The organism is Microcoleus sp. FACHB-SPT15 (assembly GCF_014849525.1).
Classification (GTDB): domain Bacteria; phylum Cyanobacteriota; class Cyanobacteriia; order Cyanobacteriales; family Coleofasciculaceae; genus Symplocastrum; species Symplocastrum torsivum.
Genome location: NZ_JACJNU010000008.1, coordinates 33966 through 59585, shown reverse-complemented (window position 1 = coordinate 59585; position 25620 = coordinate 33966). Strand labels below are relative to the sequence as shown.

Sequence of the window (25620 nt, the reverse complement as noted above, 5' to 3'; positions counted from 1 at the left end):
TCGCTCTCAAGTAGATTCATGGATGATGGCGTAGGAGAGCGAGCGCATTCACAAGCGCTTAATTAAAGTCAAAAGCCAGCAACACGATCGCTACTGGCTACACATTTTTGCTAAGGCTGCTCTTCATCCTCAATCAGCTCACCTAGATATACTTCGATGAACTTCTCGGCAGCAGCTCGATTAATTCCCTTCAGAGCTTTGATAGATGCAGCTTTGTATTGGTCTTCCATAAGCAATTGCTTGCCCGTGTGTATGTGTATGCGATCGCCTTTCCTAAAAAATGCAGATTCTGACTCCCCTCTCCTCACAGGAGAGGGGCTGGGGGAGAGGTCTCCCACGTTCATCTACCAACCGATAAAACTGATGAAGCATCGTGACTGGCTTCGCCTGAAAACTGAAGGCGAACAAATCTGTTCGCGCCTGCGACTGGGAGTGCGCCGCGCCAGTGTGAGTGTGGTTGCTGCCATTCTTCAACAGGCAGGATTCATCCGCTACCATCGCGGCAAGATTACAATCCTCAACCGAGAAGGTCTAGAATCGGCTGCCTGTGAGTGTTATCAGACAATCAAACAAGAGAGCGATCGCTTGCTTGGGTGACAATACGTCAGTACGGTAAGGGACAGACAAAGCATTCGTACAGTTTATAAATTGGGAGGCTATCTTAATCGCCAAACAAAATAGAGTAGTTGTAATAGGGAGCATGTCAGTTTTGCAAATGAACTTTTGCCCTCGCCCCCTCTCCCAAAATTGGGGGAAGGCGTTAGGGGATGAGGGCTTAAGCAGATAAAGCTGTCATGCTCTCGTTGTAACGTTTATAGAGGTTCTCCGTTACCTAAATCGCACGGTAGGGGTTAAGGCATTCGTGCCTTGACGGAGTCCTGCAAGAACCTCCAATTGAACCCCGCTATAGACGCGCCGATAAGACTTCTAGCATCAATGTCCAAAGACCGTCCCAATCTGATTGAGAACCAACTTTTATCTGCCTTACCTACAGAAGAATACAAACGTCTCCTTCCTAACCTGGAACTTGTTTCCCTGAATTTTAAGCAAATCATTTACGCACCCGACGAACCGATCGAGTATGTCTATTTTCCTAACAGCGGCATTATTTCCTTGGTGAACGTCACGGAAGATGGCAGGACAGTCGAAGCGGCTATGGTAGGCAATGAAGGAATGGCTGGCATCCCCGTCTTCCTGGGAGCCGATAAAATGCCTGCTCTGGCGATTTCACAGGTTGTTGGCGATGCTGTGCGGATGAAGGTGGATGTCTTCAAACGCGAGGTTACGCCAAGTACCTCACTTTACAAGCTGCTGTTGCGCTACACGCAAGCACTACTTAACCAAATCTCGCAATCGGTTGCCTGCAACTGCCTACACCCGGTAGAAGGGCGATGCTGCCGCTGGCTGTTGATGTGTCATGACCGAGTGAAGTCAGACCAGTTTATGCTTACTCAGGAGTTAATCTCTCAAATGTTGGGTGTGCGCCGTGCCAGTGTCAGTGAGGTTGCCGCTACTCTTCAGAAGGCGGGGCTAATCCGCTACAGTCGTGGCAAGATAACAATTTGCGATCGCCAAGGTCTGGAATCAGCTTCCTGTGAGTGTTATCAGGTCGTTAAAGAAGAGTTCGATCGCTTGCTTGGCACTCCCTAGTGGGTAAAGTGCAATTCAACCCAAGGCTTAAGCACCTAGGCGTTCGACGCAGAATTCTCTAAAAAATGTACGGTTACGGACGGACAAATAATTGCCCAACCTTTACATTAAAAGAGTGCAAATAAGTGTTACAGCGCTTGCTGAACTTTCCTCAGACAGTTATGCAAAGCCTCCAAAGCGAAGTCATTGAAAACCAAGCCATCTCCAAGAAAACTAAAGACTTGATTGACAAACTGTTGTTAGGAAAATTTTCCTTTGCTGAGGTTGCCAAGATTGTGGGCGTTTCAGAGCAGTGGCTACAGGCTTATGTCAATCCTAAGTAGAAGTTGCTATTTCAACTTGTGCTTTCTTACACATAAATAAGAGAGCGAAATTGCTAAAAGTTTAGCTGGCTAATAGGAGCCTATCCTGAATTAGAGGAAATATGTGATTATAATAACCAAACCTTCTTATCTACCGCCAATTTTCAATGCGGTAGGGATAAGTAGGCTTGAAAAGTAGTCAATCGTTGCTGATACACTCTTGGTACAACTCTATAGAAGCGAGACGGCTACCGAAAGCGTGTACAAAGCTTCGGTAGATTTTTATCTTTAGCTTTGTCAAAAACTCAACACGGAAGGTCGGGAAATAGATATAGCGGTTCTTTTAAAGGATGAGGTACAAGGTTCTGAGTTTTTGGGAATTGGGAATAGGCAAGAAAGTTAAAATGTACTCACTGATACGAGAATCACTATAGCTTTCTATCCGTAGGCGGATTGGGTTTCTACCAAGAGTCGGTAAACTAACTTGAGGTTGCCGCTTTATCTAAATCTAAGGAGTAGGTTTGAAAAGCCTGAGTTAGAAGACTTCAGGGTATTTCCACTGGGTTCAAAAGCACTCTGAAAGAGAAAATTGGTCTTTCGTATTGATAAGCCATTGATACCCTAAAAAGCTATCTAGGCTACTTTTCAGACCTATTCTAAGACTTTCCAAGCATTAAGAACAACAGCAATTATTATTCAGATTACGCTTGGAAACTTCTTATTTTTGTTTTGTCAACTCCTCAAAGTGGGGAGTTGATTCTGGCTGAGTATTCGTTTTTCTGGGAGATTCATGTATGCATATAGCAATCTGGCCTGGTAGAGTTTATCCCTTAGGGTCTGACTGGGATGGCAAAGGTACAAACTTTGCGTTGTACTCGGAAAATGCAACAGGTGTTGAGCTTTGTTTATTTGATAGAGACGACAAAGAGACACGGGTACAGTTGACTGAGGTCAGTAACTTCGTATGGCACGGCTATCTGCCTGGGATCAGTCCCGGTCAACGCTATGGGTTCCGCGTGCATGGGCCGTGGGCACCCCAGGAGGGCCATCGCTTCAACCCCAACAAACTGCTGATTGACCCCTATGGCAAAGCAATTGATGGCGAAGTTGGCAATGGCCCGGAACTGTTCGCCTACTCTTGGGATTCACCTGAAGAAGATCTATCATTTTCTGATCTAGATGATGCCCATCTGGTTCCGAAGTCTGTTGTTGTGGATGAGTCCTTTGATTGGGGTGGTGACAAGCTGCTGCGAATCCCCTGGCACGAAACTGTTATTTATGAGACTCACGTCAAGGGTTTTACCAAGCTGCACCCGGATATCCCGGAAAACCTGCGGGGGACTTATGCAGGAATGGCACACCCTGCTGCGATCGCACATCTTCAAAGGTTGGGAATCACAGCCGTTGAGCTGATGCCCGTTCATCACTACTTGTCCCAGCCGGGACATCTGGCTGACAAGGGACTAAAGAATTACTGGGGCTACGATTCCATCAACTACTTTGCTCCCTTCTCCGGCTACAGTGCCAGTGGAACTCTGGGAGGACAAGTCAAGGAGTTCAAGGAACTGGTCAAGGCGCTGCACAACGCTGGGATTGAGGTGATTCTGGATGTCGTCTACAACCACACAGGCGAAGGCAATCATAAGGGTCCAACTGTGACTCTGCGAGGCATTGACAATGCCACTTATTACCGTCTGATGGAAGACGATCCCCGTTACTACATGGACTATACAGGCTGCGGCAACTCCCTAAACGTGCGCCATGCCCAAGTCCTGAAGCTAATCATGGATAGTCTGCGCTATTGGGTGACGCACATGCACGTCGATGGCTTCCGCTTTGATTTAGCCTCAGCGTTGGCGCGAGAACTCTATGAAGTGGATAGTCTGGCAGCGTTCTTTGACATCATTCACCAAGACCCAACCTTAGCGGGTGTGAAGCTGATTGCTGAACCTTGGGATATTGGAGAAGGTGGCTATCAAGTCGGTAACTTCCCCGTACTCTGGTCGGAGTGGAATGGTAAGTATCGCGATACCATGCGGGACTACTGGCGCGGTGAGGAGAGTGGCTTAGGGGAATTTGCTTACCGTTTCACGGGTAGTCCTGACCTGTATTTTCAGACGAATGGACGGCGACCAAATGCGAGTATCAACTTCATCACCGCTCACGATGGCTTCACTCTGAACGATCTCGTCAGCTACAACGAGAAGCACAACGAGGCGAACGGGGAAAATAGCATGGACGGTGAAAGCCACAACCGCTCTTGGAATTGTGGAGCCGAAGGTGAAACCGATGACCCAGAAGTGCTGCGGTTGCGGGAGCAGCAGCGCCGGAATATGCTCACCACCCTAATCCTGTCCCAAGGCATCCCGATGTTGCTAGGTGGAGATGAAATGGGGCGCAGCCAAAAGGGCAACAATAATGGCTACTGCCAAGATTCGGACATCTCCTGGTTCGATTGGAACTTGGTTGAGGGAAATGAGGAGCTGTTAGATTTTACCCGTGAACTTATCTTCTTCCGCCGTCAGCATCCGGTATTTCGGCGACGCAAATGGTTCCAAGGTCAAGCAATTCACGGAAAAGCCATTAGTGATATCGCTTGGTTCAATACCGATGGCACTGAGATGACTGACGAGGAGTGGGAAGTTGGTTATGCCAAGTCGATTGGGGTGTTCTTGGATGGAGGTCAAATTCCCAGCCCCGGCCCCCAAGGTCAGCGCGTCAGCGATGATAGTTTCCTCCTGTTCTTTAACGCCCACTATGAAACAATCGAGTTTGCCTTAGCGGATGCGTTAAGTAACAAAGAGTGGTCTGTTGTGATTGACACCAAGGAGCCTCGCTTCCTCAAAGAGGAGAAGGTTTACACAGGTTCGCAAGCGGTGCCAGTGACAGGGCGATCGGTTGTGGTGCTACGTCGTACTTCCTAGATCGTATCGGTACCAATTTAAGGTCGGCTCAGCGGTTGGAAGCGACAACCTGACAAAGGATACTATTGAAAATCCCACCTCTTAAAGGGGTGGGATTCTTTTGGGAATATGGAGCAGTTGCAGGTGAAACGTCTTTTAGCCTACTTAACTCTACTTTGGGTTAGGTCGTTCACTCTTGTTCGTTGTTATCTTCAGGGCGTTGAGTAGCAGCCACATTCTCCGGAGCTTCATCGGGTCGGGTTGGAGTGCTACTTTGGGTAACAATATCAGGAATGTCTACTGGAGCATCATCCGTAGAATTAATTACACCCTCAGCATTGGTATTGGGTTTTATGGAAGACCCTTTATGGCTAGCATGACCACCAGGCATGAGTTTATCCTCAAATTAGTAACTGAATATACCTCAGCTTAGATTTCCTGTTGTGAGGAATACCCTATCCTGAGACTGAGCTTGAATTTATCCACTTCTACATGTGCGATCGCTTTTTCCAATGTCAGAGCTATTAATCATTGTTGATGTGCAAGTGGGTTTTATCAACGAATTTACCCATCACATCCCACAACGAGTTGCCCGTTTAATCCAGCGCCAGGAGTATGCGTCCATCCTTTTTACTCGGTTTATCAACGCCCCAGATGGACCCTACCAACAACTTCTCGATTGGCATAGTTGCGACAGTGAACCAGAGATTAACATTGTCCCAGAACTAGAACCTTGGGTAAAACCAGAACGAGTTTTTTCCAAACCCGGACTATGCGGGATGCCAAATGAATTAGCTTCCTACCTTCGCAAACAGCGTATTGAACAAGTTTTTCTGGTTGGTATTGATACCGATATGTGCGTGTTGAAAATGGCGATGGATGTTTTTGACATTGGCATTGAACCGCTCATTCTTACTGATTGCTGCGCTAGTACAGCGGGATTGCAAGCACACCTGGCAGGACTAGCGGTACTCAGTAGAAATATTGGTGCGAACCGTCTGCGTGAAGCGGGGCTTTCTGAGGGGTTCCTCGCTGCACCAAGGAATTCCTTCCCCGGCGGATGTGAGGATTAATACAAGATTTGAGGCTGAGGTACGTCCCAATGTTTTTACAAAGTGTACTACAGGGCTGCTAGCTTATTTATGCCTCTGCTGCTTCAATAACCTTCATGGGTTGAGACGGTGTTGATTGTTATTCATGATTTATAGCTATTTTAGATAAAGAGTTAAGTTAAGTTTGTAGGTATTAAAAAATACAATTAAGGCTCCGCCGCCTATACCGCTTGCGGTATAGGCGGCGGAAAATGTCAACTGTTAATCTATAAAAGGTGGGTTTTCAATTTCCCAGTCAATCAACACCTTTGACATTCGGATTAGGGTCTAAATTCTTCTCCTGATGCCGTCAGTTGTTTTTTGCAACGGCTCAACTCTAGGAGATTCCTAATACGAAATGTCTGAACCGTCGCCCAAGGCAGTGAATCAATTGCTAGCTGCTTTGCCAGATGCTGAGTACCAACGCCTTGTTCCCCATCTAGAGTACGTGCCGCTCCCTCTCCAGCAAGTCCTTCACAAGAGGGGTGAATCAATCGAATACGTTTATTTCCCCCATCGGGCAATAGTTTCTTTGATTGCCTCTCCGGAAGAAGGCTTGAATGTTGAAGTCGGCTTGGTGGGTAATGAGGGGATGGTAGGTATTCCCGCCGTTTTGGGAGACAACATCGCGAGCACAACCGCAATGGTGCAGCGAGAAGACTCTGGCATGAGGATGGAGGCAAGCTTGCTAAAAACCGAGTTTCAGCAGGGTGGCTCACTGCAAAATCTTCTGCTACGGTATACGCAAGCGCTGTACGCCCAAACCTCGCAAACTGCTGCCTGCAACCGCCTCCATCAGCTCGATGAAAGACTTGCCCGTTGGCTATTGCTCTTCTGTGACCGTATCGAGTCAAACGAGTTGTGGCTGACTCAGGAATTTATCTCCAAGATGCTGGCTGTACGACGTGCGGGTGTCACGGAGGCGGCTAATCGTCTTCAACAGGCAGGATTGATTCGCTACAACCGTGGCAGAATTACCATTCTGAGTCGGCAGGAATTAGAAGCCGCTTCCTGTCCGTGTTATAAAATTATCAAGGGCGAGTACGCTAGGTTGCTAGGTACTGGGAACGATTGAGAGATCTTAGGTCAGATAGAAAAGCGATCGCACGGCTGCGGTAGAAGTCTTAAAACTCCGCCGCCTATATCGCAAGCGATATAGGCGGCGGGGAATGTTTAATAGTTATCATACATAAAGCCAGTTTTTCAATTTTCTGGTCAACTAACACCTTTTGACATTCGGACTAGGTTCTAAATTCTTCTCCTGATGGCGTCAGTTGTTTTTTGCAACGGCTCAACCTTAGGAGATTCCTAATACCCGATGTCTGAAGGCTTCCCCCAGGCAGTCAATCGACTGCTAGCTGCTCTGCCAGATGCGGAGTACCAACACCTTATTCCCCATCTACAACACGTCTCGCTCTCTTCTAAACAAGTCCTTTACGAGGTTGGTGAACCCATTGAATACGTCTATTTCCCTCATCGGTCAATAGTTTCTTTCCTCGCCACTCTGGAAGATGGCTCGACGGTCGAAGTTGGCTTAGTGGGTAACGACGGAATTGCAGGTATCCCTGCCGCTTTGGGAGACAACATCACAACTACAACCGCGACGGTGCAGATACCCAACTCTGCGATGAGGATGAAGGCAAGCTTGCTTAAAAGTGAGTTTCAGCGAGGTGGTGTACTGCAAAGTCTGCTGCTGCGGTATATGCAAGCACAGCATTCCTTCATTTCGCAAAACGTTGCCTGCAATCGACTCCATCATCTGGAGCAGAGACTTGCTCGTTGGCTACTGCTCATCTGTGACCGTGTAGGGTCAAACGAGTTACCTCTGACTCAAGAATTTATCTCCCAGATGCTGGGTGTACGACGTGCGGGTGTCACGGAGGCAGCTAACACGCTTCAACAGGCCGGACTGATTCGTTACAACCGTGGAAAAATTACCATCCTGAATCGGGAAGGATTGGAAGCCGCTTCTTGTGAGTGTTATGAAATCATCAACGGTGAGTACACTAGGTTGCTAGGTACTGGGCGCGGTTAGCTCATTTCGACAGAAACCCAACCCGGAAGCTCCTCTCTAGGGAACTTCCGGTTAGTGTAATCCTCTGCTACGTACTGTGGTGGCGCTAGTAATAGCTAGGATTACTGGTTGTGCTGGCTGACGAGCAATGCCACGGGGAAGTGTTGTAGGATTTGCGCGATCGCACCTGTTCCAGAAATCGTCTGATTGGTGATCGCATCTCGCCAGCTAGACTGCCTTCCTTGTGGAAGCTGTAACTGAGTATCTGCCCAAACTTCACCAATAGGATAGTCTCCTGGCTGAACTAAGCTAGTGAAGAATCGAGGAGCAATTGCGATCGCAGTTGTATCCCCAAAGCTTCTCGCGAACGCCACAATATGTTCCTTAAACTTTCCACTAACCTCAATTGGCTGATAATCTCCCTTCTGGAAAACGTCCAAATTTTCTTTTCTCGCTTGAAGAACTTTGTGAGTTAGGAACAGCTTAATCCTGCCATCTTCCTTAGTAGAAAGTAGCTCATCAGTTAGCTTCCCAATATCTGTCTGTTGTCTCTCCTTAATGTCCTTCAAAAACGACATTCGCTGTTCATAATCAACAGGACGACGATTATCTGGGTCTACCATACTCAAATCCCATAACTCCGTTCCTTGATAGGTATCGGGTACACCAGGAGCGGTATATTTCAGCAACACCTGTGAAAGCGAGTTAAAGATTCCATAGCCCGCCACCCACTTTTGGAATGGGAGAAACTCCTTCATGAACTCATTCGAGTCAGAAGGCTCTAAAACCTTCTCCACAAAGGCAAGGAATCCTTCTTCATAATCACTATCAGGGCGTAGCCAAGCAGTATGCAGCTTAGCTTCTCTTACAGACTTGAGCATATAGTCTTTAACCCGTCCAATGAACGACTCATTCTCGCTCTCATCAAACGGATAAGAACCAAGCAACGTCTGATAAAAGAAGTATTCATCATTGGGAACCGGAACCGCTCTCCCCCTCAACTCGTTTTTCTTAGAACGATTGAGTTGAATCCAAGTTATTACCTGTTTTTCCCATTCGTCTGGTATTTCTGAAAGTACATGTAACCTTGCTCGGACATCTTCCCCCCGCTTGGTGTCATGGGTGGCAGTAGCATTCATCTTGTGAAGCCAAAGCGCACTTTGTTTTTGATTGACTTCATGGAACTCATCGAGGGTGATGCCAAATTTTCCAGGATTGCCTCCGACTTCGTTCAAAGCGAGATAGCGGTTATATAGATAAAACAGTGTGTCCTCAATCCCTTTCGCCATCAAAGGGCCACTCAACTGTTGGAACCTCATCACGAAGTGAAGCCGTAGAGCTTTTTGTTCTTCTGTTAACCCCTCTTCCCATTCAAGTAAGAGCAATTTTTCAATATAGTTAAGTTCGTTCAAGAGTAGCGGAACTCGTCCTCTTGCTTCTTCGATCGCTTCCTTGATGTAAATGCGATCGTCTTCACTTATTCCATCCCCATTGACGTAGGTGCGATAAACCGGGAAAAGGCACAATACTTCTGAAAGCGTTCTTTTCAGACCATTCATGGTAAAGTCAATACCCAGTCGGGATTGACCTGCTATTTTTTTCAGAATTTGAGCTAAATTATCTACATCTCCCGCCAAGTTCTTCTCAACGATTAGCTGTTTTTTATCAATAAATAGCTGCTCGTAAGAAGTTTCAGAGTTACTAAATATCCTGTATATATCAGTGAATTGTTTCTCGCTCTCAGTTTTGCAGAAAATACCATTGACATAGTTCAAAAAATCATAGCCACTTGTACCCTGAACCAGCCAACCGCTAGGTAAATCTTCTTCAAGTTCCAAAATCTTTTCAACAGTGATGTAGACATCTCCTGTTTTTTCCCGAAGCCGCTTTAGATATTCTGTTGGGTCATAAAGTCCATCAATGTGGTCTATTCTTAATCCGGTTATTTTACCTTGTTCAACTAACTGGCTTATCAAATCATGAGTTTTGTTAAAAACTTTGAGTTCTTGCACCCTCATGCAAATCAGTTCATTAACAGTAAAAAATCTACGATAATTGATTTCTTCTGCACCGACTTTCCAGAACGATAGGCGGTAGAACTGCTCTTGTAACAAATGATCGAGAAGATGGAAACTATCAGGGTTCCCCTTCTCTCCATTAAAAAACTTCACATTGCTATCAATGAAGTCTTTGACTTCCGGATTTTGTGTATAGACTTCCCACAAAAGTACTTTAACAAAAGCTATCTGACCATATCGTTCTTTTCCTTTAGTTTCGTTAGGTATGCTTTTTATCAGATAAAGAATACCCAATAACTTGAGGAAATCTGGATGGCGCTTTCCTAACTCTCTTGCTAATTGTCCTAAATTCTGACCGATAAACCGACCATACGATTCGATTCGGACAGGTAATTTCAAAGCATAGTAATTGACGCTTAACCCATTTTCTTCATAGTTGAGCTGAATCTCGCCATTCTCCAAAGCTTCTCCATAAAAACTGCCCATCATCGGGGCAAGCACTCGTCCCTTAGTGTCTTCATAAGGGTGTTCCCATTCAATATCGAAGTAGTCACGATAATCCGAATCAGGCCCATTTTCAAGAACATCCATCAGCCAAGTATTTTGGCTATGATAAGCCATGTGGTTGGGAACAATATCCTGCACCCATCCCATGTCATGGTTCTTAATTTCACTTGTTAGTGCTTCAAAATCTTCTGGCGCACCTAATTCTGGATTCAGTTGAGTCGGGTCAACAACATCATAGCCGTGGGTACTGCCTGGTGTGGCTTTAAATATCGGTGAAGCGTAGAGATCAGAAATTCCTAAATCAGCCAGATAAGCAATGATATTTTTTGCTGCCTCAAACTTAAATTCCGACTGAAATTGAATTCGGTAAGTTGCTCTGGGAATTCGCATGATTGAATGATTACTCCTAATAAATATTTTGGCTCGTCAATGTAGAGGGCGTTAATAACGCACCCTATTCCATCTGGTACAACACAAAACTGTGCGGTCTAATTGTAACTTCCTGTTCTTGCCTCAGCTTGTCTGGCAATGTAGAACCCAAACCCATCCATTTCGATTCCGAAGAGTCTAAAGTCTTTTGCCAATTACCGCTAGGAAGTGTTGCGTTAAAAGAGACATCTTTTTCACTAAAGTTCATTATGCATAAGATTTGGCTGTTCTGACTCCACCGATGGAGGAACATCAGCTTATCTTCTTCAATTACGGAAGCCTCTAAATTTTGTTTGTCGAGTGTTTTCAGCGCTGGAAGCGTGCGACGCAAGTGGATTAAATGCTGATAAAGGTCTAGTAGCACTTTGTGTTTACCTTCTTGCCGATCCTCCCAGTTCAACTGACATTTTTTGAATGTATCTTCACTGAACGGGTCGATGAACTCTCCTTCTAAATGAAATGCAGCAAAATCTTTTTTTCTTCCTTCTCTAACTACCTCAACTAATTTCTGGTCTGTATGACTCACAAAATAGAGGAATGGTGCATCTTCTGCATACTCTTCTCCCATGAAGATTAGGGGAATGTTGGGAGCCAGTAGGAGTACACCAGCAGCGAGTTTTAACGCTTCAAATGATACTAGATGAGTTAAGCGATCGCCTAATGCCCGATTGCCAACTTGATCGTGATTTTGAATGAAAACGACAAATTGATGACCGGGAATAGCGCTTGAATCACTGCCATGGAACTTTTTGCGGAAAGGTGAGTATTGTCCAGAGTAAACAAAACCTTCTTTAAACGCCTTCGCCAGTTGTTCACATCTGCCGTAATCTTCGTAATACCCAGCCTTTTCCTCTGTTATTAGGCTATGCAGACAATGGTGGAAAGCATCATTCCATTGAGCATCTATACCATAGCCCCCTGCTTCAATGGAACGAATGACTTTTGTATCACTTAGGTCGTTTTCTGCGGTCAGATAAAATTTCCTACCTTGTTTTTTGGAAAGGGCATCTACATTTTCTGCTAGTTCTTGCAAGAAGTGCTTGACCCCAATATCAAATATGTTGTCACTAGCATCTAATCTCAGAGCATCAATGTGAAACGTCTCAAACCAATATAGGGCGTTTTCGATAAAGTAATTTCGCACACCGTAACTGTATTGCTTATCAAAGTTAATTGCATTCCCCCAAGCCGTTTGATAGCTTTCGGTGAAGTAGGGTGCATAGTCACTCATGCAGTTCCCTTCGGGTCCAAAGTGATTGTAAATCACATCAAGAATGATTGATATCCCCTGTTGATGAGCTGCATCGACCAGTTTTTTCAATCCTTCTGATCCACCATAGGAATGCTGTGCGGCATAGGGAAAAACGCCATCATAACCCCAGTTTCGGTTTCCCGGAAATTGCCCAATTGGCATCAGTTCGATCGCATTTATCCCAAACTCGTACAACTCCCGCAAACGAGGAATAATGGCTTCAAACGTGCCTTCAGCGGTAAACGTTCCGACATGCAGTTCATAGATAATCATTTCCTCTAAGGGAATGCCAGACCAACCTGCATCAGTCCAGTTCATCTGAGTGTGATCGACTACCTCAGAAGGGCCATGCACATCCTTCGGTTGAGAATGTGAAGCAGGGTCAGGTTTATCTGTTTCTCCTCCTAGTTTGTAGAAATAAAGTGTTCCTGGCTCAATATCTTCAGCGAGTACCTTGAAGTATCCCCATTCATCTTTTTGCATGGGGAGTGACCGATGAGTAGGGGAAACGACTTCTACAGCAACCTCTTCATGAGTGGGTGCCCAAACGATAAATTCACAACGACCGTCACCAAGATAATTAGAGCCAACTTTCATCTTTAATTCCCTTCACATCGCCCAAACTTACCATGACGCTGTTGCCAAGTTAGACGTAAGACTTAAAGAAACTGAACCATGATCACTATGTCACTTATGTAGGTCGGATTGAATAGGGTAGGGCGCACAGCCGTGCGCCCCTACAGAGTTTACTGGTAGTTAAAGATAACCCTGCATTTTTCTCTAAACGAACTACTACACTTTGTTGCTTGCAAAACTGACATGAAGCCAACTTCAATTGATTAGGCTAAGGGTTCCAGTTCGTAGAGTACAAAACTTTGTGGGCGAATTGTCACTTCCTGTTCTTGCATCAGCTTTTCTGGCATTGTAGAACCTGCACCCAGCCATTTAGAATCCGAAGAATCCAAAATCTTTCGCCAAGTACCACCTGAAGATGTTTCTTGGAAAGTGACATCTTTATCATTGAAGTTCATCATGCATAGGACTTGGCTTGTACCACTCCCACGGCGGAGAACTAGAAGCTTTTGTTCTTCAGCAGCAGAGGCTTGCAGATTCTGCTTATCGAGGCTTTTCAGAGCAGGAATTGTGCGGCGTAATTGAATTAAGTGCTGATAAAGTTCTAGCAGGACTTTATGTTTGCCTTCCTGCCGTTTCTCCCATTTCAGTTGAGATTGTTGGAACGCATCAAGACTAAAGGGATCGATAAATTCGCCTTCTGCATGGAAGTCAGCAAACTCTCTTTTTCTTCCCTGCCTTACTGCCTCAACTAAATCTGGGTCTGTGTGGCTGACAAAGTAGAGGAAAGGAGAGTCTTCTCCATACTCTTCACCCATAAATAGCATGGGAATGTAAGGAGAAAGCATCAACGTGCCAGCCGCAAGTTTTAAACCTTCAAAGGATACTAGATGGGTTAAACGCTCACCTAGCATTCGATTACCAACTTGGTCGTGATTTTGGGTGCAGACGACGAATTGATGACCAGGGCGATCGCGTGCATCGCTACCATGGAATCTCTTACGATGAGGAGCGTATTCCCAGGAGTAAACAAAGCTTTCTTTATAGGCTTTTGCTAGCTGTTCGATTTTGCCGAAATCTTTGTAATAGCCTGTTTGTTCTCCAGTGATTGCTGTATGAATCGCGTGATGGAAGTCATCACTCCACTGGGCATCCATGCCATGTCCACCCAATTCCTTCTCACGAATTACCCGAACATCGTTTAAATCGCTTTCAGCAATTAGATAAAATTTTCTACCCAGAGAAGCGGAGAGGGCTTCAACTTTTTCTGCCATGTCTTGTAAGACGTGTTTTGCCCCCAAGTCATAAATGGCGTGGATGGCATCTAATCGCAGCGCATCAAAGTGGTAGTTCTCGAACCAGTACAGGGCATTTTCAATAAAATAATTCCGCACCCCCTCGCTGTGAACATCATCAAAGTTGATTGCTGCGCCCCAAGGAGTTTTGTACGCATCCGTAAAGTAGGGCCCAAACAAACTGGTGTAATTTCCTTCTGGTCCAAAGTGGTTGTAAACCACATCAAGAATGATTGACAAACCTTGCTGATGGCAGGCATCAACCAGTTTCTTCAATCCTTCAGGGCCACCATAGGAATGCTGCACCCCATAGGTATAAACGCCATCGTATCCCCAGTTGCGATCGCCTGGAAATTGGGCAACAGGCATAATCTCGATCGCATTTACCCCAAACTCTTTTAACTCACCTAAGCGGGGAATAATTGCTTCAAAAGTCCCTTCTGGCGTGAATGTACCAACGTGCAATTCATAGATAATCATTTCCTCCAAGGGAACACCCGACCAACCCGAATCAGTCCAGCCGGAGAAGCTATGATCAACTACCTCAGAAGGCCCATGTACATCTTTAGGTTGAGAATGAGAAGCGGGATCAGGTCTATTGTCTCCTGCTATTTTGTAGAAATAAAGCGTTCCTGGCTCAACGCCTTCAGCTAGCACCTTAAAGTACCCCATTTCATCCTTTTGCATGGGGAGCAAGCGGTCTTCAGGGGAGACAATTTGTAGAGCTACCTCGTCGTGAGGAGGTGCCCAAACGGTAAATTCACAACGACCATCACCCAGATAATTAGAACCAACTTTCATCTTTAATTCTCCCCACTTGGAATGTACATCTAGTTTTTTTGATTAAGCGACAAACATCAAATCAATTCAATAGAAGTTGTGTCTATTGAGCCTGATTAATAGTAATGAATGCCCATGTTAAACTAATTTGTATCGGTAGATACTCAATGGTCAATTCAAAGGAAATAGGTGATCGCTTTTTAGTTTATCAAGCTATTACAATTAACGATTTCAGTAACCACAGCTTGTCTTGTGGCATGAAATATTACCGCTCTCCTGCTTGAAAATTGAAAAGCGCGATACGTGTTTGTTCTACTAAATATTCACTTTTCCTACATTTGAGTAATCATTAAGTTCAGTAAACCTGGTTTTGATTTTCTCCCCTTTGAAGCGGTAGAACATCTTTCTATCGGGAGAGACTGGAGTGTTAGTCATCAAACAAGGACTGCCTTGATTGAAACGAAGGCTATAACAGACTAGAGACTATAGCTTGACAATACTACCCAACTCTGCTGACTTCAATGTTTGATTCACCGTTGTGCGATCGCCAATTTACCCAGTTTCCTCTGTTCTCGAACTGGGGACAGTTTGATTGGCTTAAAATTCCCTTGTTAGTAGTACCACTCCTTTTGGTGTTTTTCGGAGTGCGCTTGCTGCTTAGGCGTTCATGCTGGAAACGTCAGTTCAGTAAGCCTAGAGGAATTTTATTGCTAAGTGCTGTCACTGCCACTTTATTGGTATTGTTGGCAGTGGCAGATAAAGGACTGGTTCTTTTCCTGCCAGTTGATTCGGGTACAGCAGTACAAGCAATTGTCGTGCTGGGGAGAGGAACAGAACTTGGGATACCACGCATTGATGTTGCGGCTGAACTATGGAAAGCTAAACGAGCGCCTCTAATTTTTGTGAGTGGTACGGGGGATACTGCCAGGATGTTGCCGCTATTTGAGAAGAAGGGCATTCCTGTGCGATCGCTAGATGGGGAAGATTGTTCGTTAACGACACCGGAAAATGCCTTGTTCTCGGCAGCAATTCTACAGGCACAAGGGATTCGGCGAATTCTACTAGTTACTGATGGACCCCATATGTGGCGATCGCTTCTTGATTTCCGTGATCGGGGTTTTACTGTGATTCCTCACACCAGCCCCCTACCCAACAACATATCCTTTATGGACAAAGCTTTTCTCACGTTTAGAGAATACCTTTTCCTAATCACGTCTGGAATACGTGAACTGTTTCAGGGGCAGCGAATCCCTAACTTGAATAATCCTGAACTTGTAAACCTGGTACAAAAAGCTGAACAATATGGTCAGCAGCGCCGCTTTCCCTAATTTATGTCTACCGATTTTCTTCCGTTTGAAATTGCTCAGCTAACTGAGTCTACATCAATTGCTCTTGCTCAGAGTATCCAGCAAATTGCCATTACAGCGCCTCTAAGTAAGCAACCGATTACAACAACCTATGTGCGTCAGGGCAGTGGTGGAACGCCAATTTTATTGCTGCATGGTTTTGACAGTTCTGTGTTTGAGTTTCGCCGTTTGCTACCGTTGCTTGCTGCTGAAAATGAAACTTGGGCAGTGGATTTGTTGGGTTTTGGCTTTACAGAACGCTTGACAGAAATTCCCTTTAGTCCAGCAGCCATTAAAAGTCATTTCTACTACTTCTGGAAAACACTGATTAATCAACCTGTGATTTTAGTGGGTACTTCGATGGGAGGGGCAGCAGCAATTGATTTTACGCTTGCCTACCCAGAAGCTGTAAAAAAGTTGGTGTTACTTGATAGTGCTGGCTATACGGCTGGGCCGAATGTTAGTAAGTTTATGTTTGGGCCATTAGGCGCTCTAGCTACGGCATTTTTGAGTAATCCAAAAGTCCGTCAACGGATTAGCATCAATGCTTACCACGACAAAAGCTTTGCCTCGGTTGATGCACAACTCTGTGCGGCGTTGCATTTGAAGTCCCAAGGTTGGCAGCAAGCTTTGATTGCTTTTACAAAAAGTGGAGGCTATAGCTCGTTTGGAGAGAAGCTATCAGAAATTAAGCAGCCGACGCTAATTTTGTGGGGAGAGTCTGACCAAATTTTAGGGACTGGTGATGCGTATAAGTTTAAGGAAGCGATCGCAAATTCCCAACTCATTTGGATTAAGGATTGCGGTCACGTTCCTCACCTTGAGCAACCTCAGATAACCGCTAAGTATATTCTAGAATTCCGGGATGATTAAGCCCATTTACAAATCCGTGTCCCTGTCTTTATACATCTCATCGAGTGCTTGCTGTTGAGCGCGACGGGAAAGCCGACGATATTTCTTACTTTCTAGTTTAGGTTCGTACTGAGTTTGCCCTTTTCCTTTATTTTTTGCCTTCAGGGTTGACTCTGGATCAGCTTGTTGATTCAGATGCTCTTTCCATGCGATCGCATCTTCCAACAAATCCAAATAATACCCATATCGCTCCCAGTCACCCCGCACTGCACAATTCGGTTCGTCTCGATGCAGGCAGTTGCTAAAGTGACAGTGATTAGCCGCTAGTCGCTGCCGTGCTTCTGGAAAATACTGAGTTAACTCTTCCGGACTACAATCAATGTCAGGCTGGTTAAAGCCTGGAGTATCTGCCAGGAGTCCACCCCCAGGCAACTCAAACAGTTCCACATGACGGGTTGTATGACGCCCTCGACTGAGTTTGCCGGATACTTCAGCCACCCTCTGCCTAACATTTGGAATTAGCTGATTGATGAGGCTAGATTTACCAACACCAGAGGGGCCAGCCAAAATCGTGACTTTCTGGCTCAGTTGCTTACTTAGTCCCTTTACCCCCTGATGAGTATGAACGCTGATAAATACAGGTTCATAACCCCAATCTTTGAGGTGATTCCTCCACTCTTCCAACTCTTCATCAGGTACTAAGTCCTTCTTATTCAAGCACAAGCAGACATCTAACCCCGTAGACTCAGCCTTAACCAGAAATCGAGTCAGTTGGTAAGGGTCTAAGGGAGGGTCTACGAGGGCAAAGACAAGGAGAATTTGCTCGGCATTGGCAACTGGGGGGCGGTCTAGCAGGGTTTTGCGGGGTAAAACGTCTGATATCGCACCCCGTCCATCTACCCAGTCGGGTTCTTCCACCAAAACGCGATCGCCCACCATTACCCGCTTACCAATTTTCTTCAGCCGCGTTCGGCGAGTACACAGTAGTTGAATATTCTGGCTTTCTCCCGTAGCAACGGAAGAGGGAGATTTTAGCTCTAGGGATTTGTTACTATCGCTAGTACCACCTAGCCTAGAATCAAGCTGCACCTGATAGAAATTTGCCTGCACTGCAACTACTGTTCCCAGTAACGGCGTAGAAACTTGGGACAAATCAAGATCAGGTGATGCACCACTCATGCGGAGGCAAGCGGACGACGTACCTTCAAGGCAAAGTAGTCAGTGCGATCATCGACTTCCTCAATGGAGTATCCCTCCATCGCCAAACTGTCTGGTACCTGCTCAATGGGTTCTCCAGGGTCGAGCCACACTTCTAATAAGGCTCCTGGTGTCATTTGCTCCAGGCGGAGTTTGGTACGCACGAAGTTAATCGGGCAAGGTGTCCCGCGCAAATCTAACTGAGCATCAGGCATCGAGTTTGGTATCGATGCCGTTGGGTTACTCATCCGCGAAACAGCCCTCCCAAAAAGCCTTCTAGACCACCCTTACCTGTGCGATCGCCTTTGATTTTTGCCAGCTTCTCTAACAGTTCCCGTTCTTCCGCCGTAATCCGATTCGGGATATCAATCAAAATCGTAATCAGATGGTCGCCCCGACTGACTGGGTTCCCTAGCTTGGGTACACCGTGATTTTCCAGTGTCAAAACCGTACTCGGCTGTGTTCCTGGAGGAATCGTTAACTCCACCGGCCCATCCACTGTATTGACTTCCAGCCGACATCCCAAAATCGCTTGCAGATAACTGATCTTTATCTCAGACAGAACATTAATTCCATCCCGATGAAACTCTGCGTCTTCCTCAATAAATAAGTAGACGTACAAGTCTCCAGGCGGGCCATTCCGTGCCCCTGCGTCTCCTTCTTTAGAAACCCGCAGGCGAGTACCATTATCTACTCCCGCTGGGATGGTGATTTTCAGCTTTTTCGTTTCTTGTTTGCGACCCGCACCGCCACAATTTTCGCACTTATCCTCAACCACCTGTCCATCACCATTACAGCTAGGACATACAGAGACTTGAGTAAATTGCCCAAAAGGTGTCCGGGTCGCCCGACGCACTTGTCCCGAACCGCTACAAGTGGGGCAGGTACGCGGTCGAGTTCCTGCCTTAGCACCTGTCCCGCTACAGACGTTACAGTTTTCTAAATGAGGAATCCGGATTTCCTTTTCACCGCCAAATACAGCTTCCCGGAATTCCAGCTTCAAGTCTAGTCGCAGGTCATCACCTCGCGCTGGACCGCTACGCCTCCGAGTACCTTGCTGACCCATGCCAGCCCCGAAGCCGCTGAAGAAGCTTTCAAAAATATCGGCAAAGCCCATGTCCCCAAAATCTGGGTAGCCAGCTCCCGCGCCCGAAACACCAGCTTCTCCGAAGCGGTCATAGCGTGCCCTAGTTTCTGGTTCTGAAAGGACTTCGTAAGCTCGATTAATTTCCTTAAAGCGCTCTTCAGCCCCTGCTTCCTTATTGACATCAGGATGATACTTCCGAGCAAGGCGACGGTAAGCTTGCTTCAGTTCTTCTTTGTCTGCGTCACGAGAGACGCCAAGAGTCTCATAAAAGTCAGCCATAAAGCGCTGATCGGTGTTTGGTTATTGAATAGGGGCGGACTTGTGGACGTTAGGTAATAGAAGTAAAGCGACGGATCGCTTCTAACGATCACCCATACATCCATATCATTGTCTATCAGAAAACAAGCTGAGTGCTACCTAGTTTTATAAGCTTGCCTTAATCAGCGTCAACTGGCTCGTAGTCAGCTGTCATTGTTTCATCATCAAAGTCAAAAATCAAACCTTCTTCTTCCGTAGGGGAATCAGAATGGTCTCTAAATTCCGGAGCTGCACTTTCCTCCTGTGGTTCGGTAGACTCATCGCCATCCAAATTGCGTGAAGCTTGCCCATACACATCAGCACCAATCGCAAATAGAGTTTGTTGGAAGTCGTCTAGCCGTTGCTTTGCTTCCTCAACACTAGCTGATCGATCACTAAACACGGCAAGCAGCTTTTGCTTTTTCTCTTCACCTTGCACCTTGAGTTCTTCACGAACTAGGTTGCCGTTGTCCTTCAAGGTCGTCTCATAGCTGTAGATATGGCTATCAGCTTGATTTTTGAGTTCAACTAATTGAACACGGCGACGGTCAGCATCTGCAAATTTTTCTGCCTCTTCCCGCATCCGTTCCACTTCAGTTGCACTCAATCCACCTGTGTTGGTAATCCGGATACTTTGCTCTCTACCTGTACCTTTATCAGCCGCTGAGACTTTTAAAATCCCGTTGACATCAATTTCAAAGGAGACTTCAATTTGAGGGACACCACGAGGCGCTGGGGGAATACCCGTCAGCAGAAACTTGCCCAGGCTTTTGTTATCCTTTGCCATTGCCCGTTCTCCCTGCAAAACATGGATTTCTACAGATGTTTGTCCATCGGTTGCAGTAGAAAATATCTGAGACTTACTGGTCGGAATCGTCGTGTTCCGCTCGGTGATTTTTGTGAAGACTTCTCCTAAGGTTTCAATACCCAGCGATAGAGGGGTTACGTCAAGTAGCAGCAAGTCTTCAACTTCGCCACCTAAAACACCACCTTGAATCGCTGCGCCTAGGGCGACGGCTTCATCAGGGTTAACCGAACGGTCAGGGGACTTACCGCCAAAGAACTTTTTGATGGCTTCCTGGACGGCTGGGATGCGGGTCGAACCACCAACTAAGAGAATACGGTCAATATCCTCTGGCTTGAGGTCACAGTCTTTAAGCGCCTGAGTCACTGGCTCAATTGTTCCCTGAATGAGTTCGCTTGCCAGTTCTTCAAATTTTGCTCGTGACAGTTCCATCTCCAAGTGCTTGGGGCCTGTTTCATCGGCTGTGATAAATGGCAAGTTGATTGAGGTTGTCACCATGCTGGAGACTTCAACTTTTGCTTTTTCAGCCGCTTCTCGTAAGCGCTGAAGTGCCATTTTGTCACTTCCCAGGTCGATTCCTTCAGCTTCCTTGAAGTTTTCAGTCATCCAGAGAACAATCACATTATCGAAGTCATCCCCTCCCAAGTGGTTGTTGCCAGAGGTTGCCTTGACTTCAAATACGCCGTCTCCCAGTTGCAAAACGGAAACATCAAAGGTGCCACCACCCAAGTCAAACACCAAGATTGTTTGCTCTTGATCTTGTTTGTCTAGACCGTATGCCAGGGAGGCTGCCGTGGGTTCATTAATAATTCGCAGGACTTCTAGACCTGCAATTGTTCCAGCATCTTTTGTAGCTTGCCGTTGAGCATCTGTAAAGTATGCCGGAACCGTAATCACGGCTTGCTCGACAGTTTCCCCAAGAAAGTTTTCTGCATCAGCTTTGAGCTTTTGCAAAATCATTGCGGAGACTTCTTGAGGGGTATAGTCACGACCTCGAATCTGGACATCGACGGTATCATCTCGACCTTTGACGCAGGTATAAGGTACCCGTCCTCGCTCGGTCGCCGTATCATCCCACCGCCGTCCGATGAAGCGCTTAATGCTATATACAGTATTCTCGGCATTCGTCACTGCTTGCCGCTTTGCCAGTTGACCCACTAAGCGTTCGTCTGCTTTGCCAAATCCCACTATACTCGGAGTGGTTCGCCCACCTTCCGAGTTAGAAATGACGATGGGCTGACCCCCTTCTAAAACAGCGACGCAACTATTGGTCGTGCCTAGGTCGATGCCAATGACTTTTCCCATAGTGCTTCGGCTTAAAGATTATGTAGAGTTTTTTGAATGTCGATAAATCGAATACAAGACCGGATTTTACCCTGGCTCAACACTCCTTATTTACTGGCTCGTACTCATGCTTGAAGATCGAAGCCAAAGGACGGTTAATGGGCTTGCCACTAGGTTTCTGGGATACCTTCCTCTGAGGTTACCACGGGTTCCGCAGCCGCAGCAACTTTGACCATAGCATGGCGCAGCACGCGATCGCCGATGAAGTATCCTCGCATTAGCTGTTCGATCACTACTCCTTCTGGATATTCGTTTGTCGGTTCCCGCATCACCGCTTCGTGGAGATTGGGGTCAAATTCTTGCCCTTCTGGACGCATCGGAGCAACACCAATGCGCTTCAGGCAATCTACTAGCTGCTTATAGACACCTTGATAGCTTTTGTGGATTGTCATTTCCCCATCCGTTTGGGGTTTAATTTGCGATCGCGCCCGCTCAAAGTTATCAATTACGGGCAGCAACTCACTAATCGTATTCCGCTTGACTTGCACCTCCAAATCTTCTTTCTCTTTCGAGGTACGCTTGCGGAAGTTGTCGAAATCTGCTGCAATCCGCATTGATTGCGTTTTAAAGGACTCAGTTTGCTGAGAAATATCTTCTAGTTGAGCTTTAAGCGCCTCATTTTCCCGCTTCAAGCTTTCTAGTATCGCTAAGTCCATCTCCGCCGGTGACGAGGCTGAACCATCTGCCTCTACTGCCACAGACTCCCCAACTTCTCCTTGTTCAGTTACAACTGAAGTGTCATCTAGGTCAGCCGCTAGATCATCCAATGTGGGTAGTGACTCCAAATCAACTTGGCTAGTCAAGTCCACCTCTGCTGCTGCCGACTCTCCACCCTGATTTTTTAAGCTATCCTCCATCGGCTTATCTGTCTGTCGTGTCGTGTTATCTTGCTGATTTTCTTCGTCGATCATTACTCCACTCATCCCAATTAAAAGACTGCTAGTAATTGCGGTCTTGTTTGCCTATTATTTTCCACTAGCAACCCAATTCCTACTCGGTTTTTTCGGGTTACAGCTTGAGGAAACAGTACCCAGCGGGGTAGGATTACTAATCTTTCAAATCCTATCCTATCTAGGTTGAACACCAACAGCTTCCTTAGGGCAGACATCAGGACTTTCTATGCAGCTCCCTGCTGGCTTGTCTACATACTTTATCCGTTTAGGCTGTAAAACCGTTCCGCCTGGTTTACCCATAACACAAGGTAACATTTTTTAAACAGCATTAACGTTTACGGCTAGGCTTCCTATGCAGCTTTCACCTCAATTGCTGTTTGAGTTTTGCCTTCCTAGCCCCTGCTCAACGACTGAATTCTTCTACCGATGCCATCCTAGCTATGACTGGGGAGCTTAACACAGCTAGTAAATAACTCGCCTACAGAAAATATGTCTGTAGGGGGAGTTTTCTCTATTATGGAGGTTGAGGGAGGAATGAACTGACCTTTGGGATCACCTTGCGATCGCTGACAAAGCTTTGTCCGAGCGGTGCAAACGCGAGTTGGTAAAAGCTATCATCAATAAAATATTCTACATAAAGCATGATGCTGCTTCTGCTCGCACCTAAAATTTTATCAAGTTCAGATATCTTTCAAACTGGCGTTTCCTCGTCGTCAGGATATTTGTAAATCAAAATGTGTGGGCGAGACAGCATAACGTGATAAAAAGCCTTTTCCCTAAGGGTTTACGAGGTAACCGCCTTAAGGAAAGAGCGACGGTCACGCTGCTCAAGTCAAAGCGTATCAGTTGACGCTTGTTGCCCCGAAGCTCCCTTTTCTCAAATGCTATTGAATCCATAGCTTTTGGGAATAATTTTGTAATGTCGGAAATAACTTATAACGTAAGGAGATATTCAAGAGCCGCTATGACTCAATCCTCATCACCACGGCGTGCCCTTATTGTCCGTAACGATTTTTCGCCCTTCGGCAATAAGTTAATTCAAGCGGGTTACGTTGACAATGACCAGATGCATCAAGCACTGGTAGAAACCCGCAAGTCAGGAAGACCACTGACAGAGATTCTCGAATCGGTCACAGGGCGTCAGTTGTCACCTGACTTACTACGCCAATACAAAAAACAGCAATTATTTGAACTAAAAGTTCTTTACGGGGTTGAGTCTCTCGATCCGGAAATCAGTGAGATTTCCAATCACCAAGTCGGTCAATTGATCGATACTCTACTACCCATTGATATCTGTCGCCGCTATCGCTTAGTCCCACTCGCAAAAAAGGAAACGCAGCCTCCATCAATCTTGGTGGCAATGGTTGACCCTGATAATTTAGATGCCCAGGATGATTTGACCCGGATTCTGCGGCCTCAGGGTATTGCCTTGCAACGGATGGTCATTACCCAAGAAGATTATCAGCAGCTAATTTCTAGATACCTTGATGAACAACTTGCTCGTCAGAAGCAGCTAGAGGTCGAAAAAGCTGTAGATGTCAAAGAAGACCTTGAGAATTTAGACACTCTTGACACGTTGCAGGAGGCGACGGATGAAGTTGAGCCGGATCTAGATTCCTCGTTGAATGATGCCTCTGGTGCCCCGGTAATCAACATGGTTAACAAAATCATGGCGAAGGCACTGCAAGAGGATGTATCTGACATTCACGTTGAACCCCAAGAAGATTCTTTACGCATCCGTTTCCGTAAAGATGGGGTTTTGCGTCAAGCATTTGATTTGCCGAAGAAAATCACCGCAGCGATTTCCGCCCGATTCAAAATTATGGCGGAGTTGGACATTGCGGAACGACGCCTACCTCAAGACGGGAAAATCCGGCGGATGTTTCAAGGTCGCAAAGTAGACTTTCGAGTCAGTACCCTACCCAGTCGCTACGGCGAGAAGGTTGTTTTGCGGATTTTGGACAACTCCGCCACGCAGCTAGGTTTGGACAAGTTGATTACAGACGAAGATACGCTGCAAATAGTTAGAGAAATGGCAAACAAACCATTTGGACTAATCTTAGTCACCGGACCCACGGGTTCTGGTAAATCAACAACTCTATACTCGATGCTGGCAGAACGAAATGACCCTGGAGTCAATATCAGTACGGCTGAAGACCCAATTGAGTATTCCTTACCAGGAATTACTCAGGTGCAGGTGTTGCGAGAAAAAGGCATGGACTTTGCCTCAATTCTCCGGTCTTTTCTGCGACAAGACCCAGATGTGATTCTAGTTGGTGAAACACGGGACAAGGAAACAGCGAAAACGGCGATTGAAGCGGCTCTTACAGGTCACTTGGTATTGACAACGCTTCACACTAATGATGCGGCTGGTGCGATCGCACGTTTAGACGAAATGGGCGTTGAACCTTTCATGGTATCCGGCGCACTGTTGGGTGTATTGGCGCAACGCTTGGTGCGACGTGTTTGTCCAGATTGTCGCATCTCTTATCTACCAAGCTCAGCGGAACTCGCTCGTTTTGGTTTATCAGCTTCCAATGAGGGAGAAATCACCTTATATCAAGCCAATACGTTGCGAGCTGAGGAAATTCAGGAGGCGAGAAATACAGGTAAACTTTGCACAAAATGTAGTGGTGTTGGCTATAAGGGACGGGTTGGTGTCTATGAAGTCATGCGTGTTAGCGAAACTGTCCAAACCCTAATTAACGACGGTGCCCCCACTGAGCGGATTAAGGAAGCGGCAGTAGATGAGGGAATGGTCACATTACTCTCCTACAGCTTGAACCTAGTGCAGCAAGGCTACACCACACTCGAAGAAGTGGAACGAGTCACGTTTACTGATTCCGGACTAGAGTCAGAACTTAGAGCCAAACGCAAGACTTCCCTCACTTGTCGGACTTGTGGCGCAGACAATCAACCAGAGTGGCTCGACTGTCCTTACTGTATGACCCCTCGTTTTTAGTCTAAAAAACAGTTGTTAGTTTT

The 25620-nt window shown here is 46.2% G+C and carries 19 protein-coding genes; 10 read left to right on the top strand and 9 right to left on the bottom strand.

The genetic code is table 11. From position 1 onward, the window contains the following. The first annotated feature begins 258 nt into the window (after positions 1-258). The 4 genes from H6F98_RS03940 to glgX all read left to right on the top strand — a co-directional run bounded on the left by H6F98_RS03940 (position 259) and on the right by glgX (position 4876). Complete coding sequence (locus H6F98_RS03940) at positions 259-597, top strand: helix-turn-helix domain-containing protein (RefSeq protein ID WP_206759634.1); 339 nt, start codon at positions 259-261, stop codon at positions 595-597. A 339-nt stretch (positions 598-936) separates the two neighbouring features. Continuing rightward, positions 937-1650: a Crp/Fnr family transcriptional regulator gene (locus H6F98_RS03935; RefSeq protein WP_192217380.1), complete on the top strand. Its 714-nt coding sequence runs from the start codon at positions 937-939 to the stop codon at positions 1648-1650. A 161-nt stretch (positions 1651-1811) separates the two neighbouring features. After that, positions 1812-1973, top strand: coding sequence for a hypothetical protein (locus tag H6F98_RS03930; protein WP_206759633.1), 162 nt, complete (start codon positions 1812-1814; stop codon positions 1971-1973). Positions 1974-2746: 773 nt separating this feature from the next. Next, positions 2747-4876: a glycogen debranching protein GlgX gene (gene glgX, locus H6F98_RS03925; protein ID WP_192217378.1), complete on the top strand. Its 2130-nt coding sequence runs from the start codon at positions 2747-2749 to the stop codon at positions 4874-4876. A 169-nt stretch (positions 4877-5045) separates the two neighbouring features. Here glgX and H6F98_RS03920 read toward each other — a convergent pair whose 3' ends face one another. Beyond that, on the bottom strand, positions 5046-5246 hold the full coding sequence (locus tag H6F98_RS03920) for a hypothetical protein (protein WP_192217377.1): 201 nt from the start codon (positions 5244-5246) through the stop codon (positions 5046-5048). Positions 5247-5367: 121 nt separating this feature from the next. On the opposite strand from H6F98_RS03920, the gene H6F98_RS03915 reads away from it, so the two are divergent. From H6F98_RS03915 to H6F98_RS03905, 3 genes are all read left to right on the top strand, one after another. Then, a complete protein-coding gene (locus tag H6F98_RS03915) occupies positions 5368-5928 on the top strand; it encodes an isochorismatase family cysteine hydrolase (protein ID WP_192217376.1) in 561 nt (186 codons plus the stop codon). 376 nt (positions 5929-6304) lie between these two features. Then, the gene (locus H6F98_RS03910) at positions 6305-7021 is read left to right on the top strand and encodes a Crp/Fnr family transcriptional regulator (protein ID WP_192217375.1); all 717 of its coding nucleotides are present in this window, start codon (positions 6305-6307) and stop codon (positions 7019-7021) included. Between the two features lie 243 nt (positions 7022-7264). After that, a complete protein-coding gene (locus tag H6F98_RS03905; protein ID WP_192217374.1) occupies positions 7265-7981 on the top strand; it encodes a Crp/Fnr family transcriptional regulator in 717 nt (238 codons plus the stop codon). 101 nt (positions 7982-8082) lie between these two features. Here the strand turns inward: H6F98_RS03905 and treY are convergent, their stop codons facing one another. The 3 genes from treY to treZ (H6F98_RS03890) all read right to left on the bottom strand — a co-directional run bounded on the left by treY (position 8083) and on the right by treZ (H6F98_RS03890) (position 14835). Continuing rightward, positions 8083-10875 carry a malto-oligosyltrehalose synthase gene (gene treY / locus H6F98_RS03900; RefSeq protein WP_192217373.1) on the bottom strand — a complete coding sequence of 931 codons (2793 nt, stop codon included), beginning with the start codon at positions 10873-10875 and terminating at the stop codon, positions 8083-8085. A 64-nt stretch (positions 10876-10939) separates the two neighbouring features. Further along, complete coding sequence (gene treZ, locus H6F98_RS03895; RefSeq protein WP_192217372.1) at positions 10940-12763, bottom strand: malto-oligosyltrehalose trehalohydrolase; 1824 nt, start codon at positions 12761-12763, stop codon at positions 10940-10942. Between the two features lie 242 nt (positions 12764-13005). After that, positions 13006-14835 carry a malto-oligosyltrehalose trehalohydrolase gene (gene treZ, locus H6F98_RS03890; protein WP_192217371.1) on the bottom strand — a complete coding sequence of 610 codons (1830 nt, stop codon included), beginning with the start codon at positions 14833-14835 and terminating at the stop codon, positions 13006-13008. 500 nt (positions 14836-15335) lie between these two features. Between treZ (H6F98_RS03890) and H6F98_RS03885 the strand changes: the two genes are divergently transcribed. After that, positions 15336-16142: a YdcF family protein gene (locus H6F98_RS03885; protein ID WP_192217370.1), complete on the top strand. Its 807-nt coding sequence runs from the start codon at positions 15336-15338 to the stop codon at positions 16140-16142. Positions 16143-16145: 3 nt separating this feature from the next. Beyond that, the gene (locus tag H6F98_RS03880; protein WP_192217369.1) at positions 16146-17033 is read left to right on the top strand and encodes an alpha/beta fold hydrolase; all 888 of its coding nucleotides are present in this window, start codon (positions 16146-16148) and stop codon (positions 17031-17033) included. 6 nt (positions 17034-17039) lie between these two features. Here H6F98_RS03880 and rsgA read toward each other — a convergent pair whose 3' ends face one another. The 5 genes from rsgA to grpE all read right to left on the bottom strand — a co-directional run bounded on the left by rsgA (position 17040) and on the right by grpE (position 22650). Beyond that, positions 17040-18191, bottom strand: a complete 1152-nt coding sequence (gene rsgA, locus H6F98_RS03875; RefSeq protein WP_192217368.1) for a small ribosomal subunit biogenesis GTPase RsgA — start codon at positions 18189-18191, stop codon at positions 17040-17042. After that, the gene (locus H6F98_RS03870) at positions 18188-18457 is read right to left on the bottom strand and encodes a sulfurtransferase TusA family protein (protein ID WP_192217367.1); all 270 of its coding nucleotides are present in this window, start codon (positions 18455-18457) and stop codon (positions 18188-18190) included. Before H6F98_RS03870 ends, rsgA begins: the two co-directional genes overlap by 4 nt. Then, positions 18454-19575, bottom strand: coding sequence for a molecular chaperone DnaJ (dnaJ, locus tag H6F98_RS03865; RefSeq protein WP_192217366.1), 1122 nt, complete (start codon positions 19573-19575; stop codon positions 18454-18456). Before dnaJ ends, H6F98_RS03870 begins: the two co-directional genes overlap by 4 nt. A 157-nt stretch (positions 19576-19732) precedes the next feature. Then, positions 19733-21703: a molecular chaperone DnaK gene (dnaK, locus tag H6F98_RS03860; protein ID WP_192217365.1), complete on the bottom strand. Its 1971-nt coding sequence runs from the start codon at positions 21701-21703 to the stop codon at positions 19733-19735. A 149-nt stretch (positions 21704-21852) separates the two neighbouring features. Beyond that, the gene (gene grpE / locus H6F98_RS03855; protein WP_396810508.1) at positions 21853-22650 is read right to left on the bottom strand and encodes a nucleotide exchange factor GrpE; all 798 of its coding nucleotides are present in this window, start codon (positions 22648-22650) and stop codon (positions 21853-21855) included. Positions 22651-23599: 949 nt separating this feature from the next. Between grpE and H6F98_RS03850 the strand changes: the two genes are divergently transcribed. Next, positions 23600-25597, top strand: coding sequence for a GspE/PulE family protein (locus H6F98_RS03850; protein ID WP_192217363.1), 1998 nt, complete (start codon positions 23600-23602; stop codon positions 25595-25597). Positions 25598-25620: the final 23 nt, after the last annotated feature.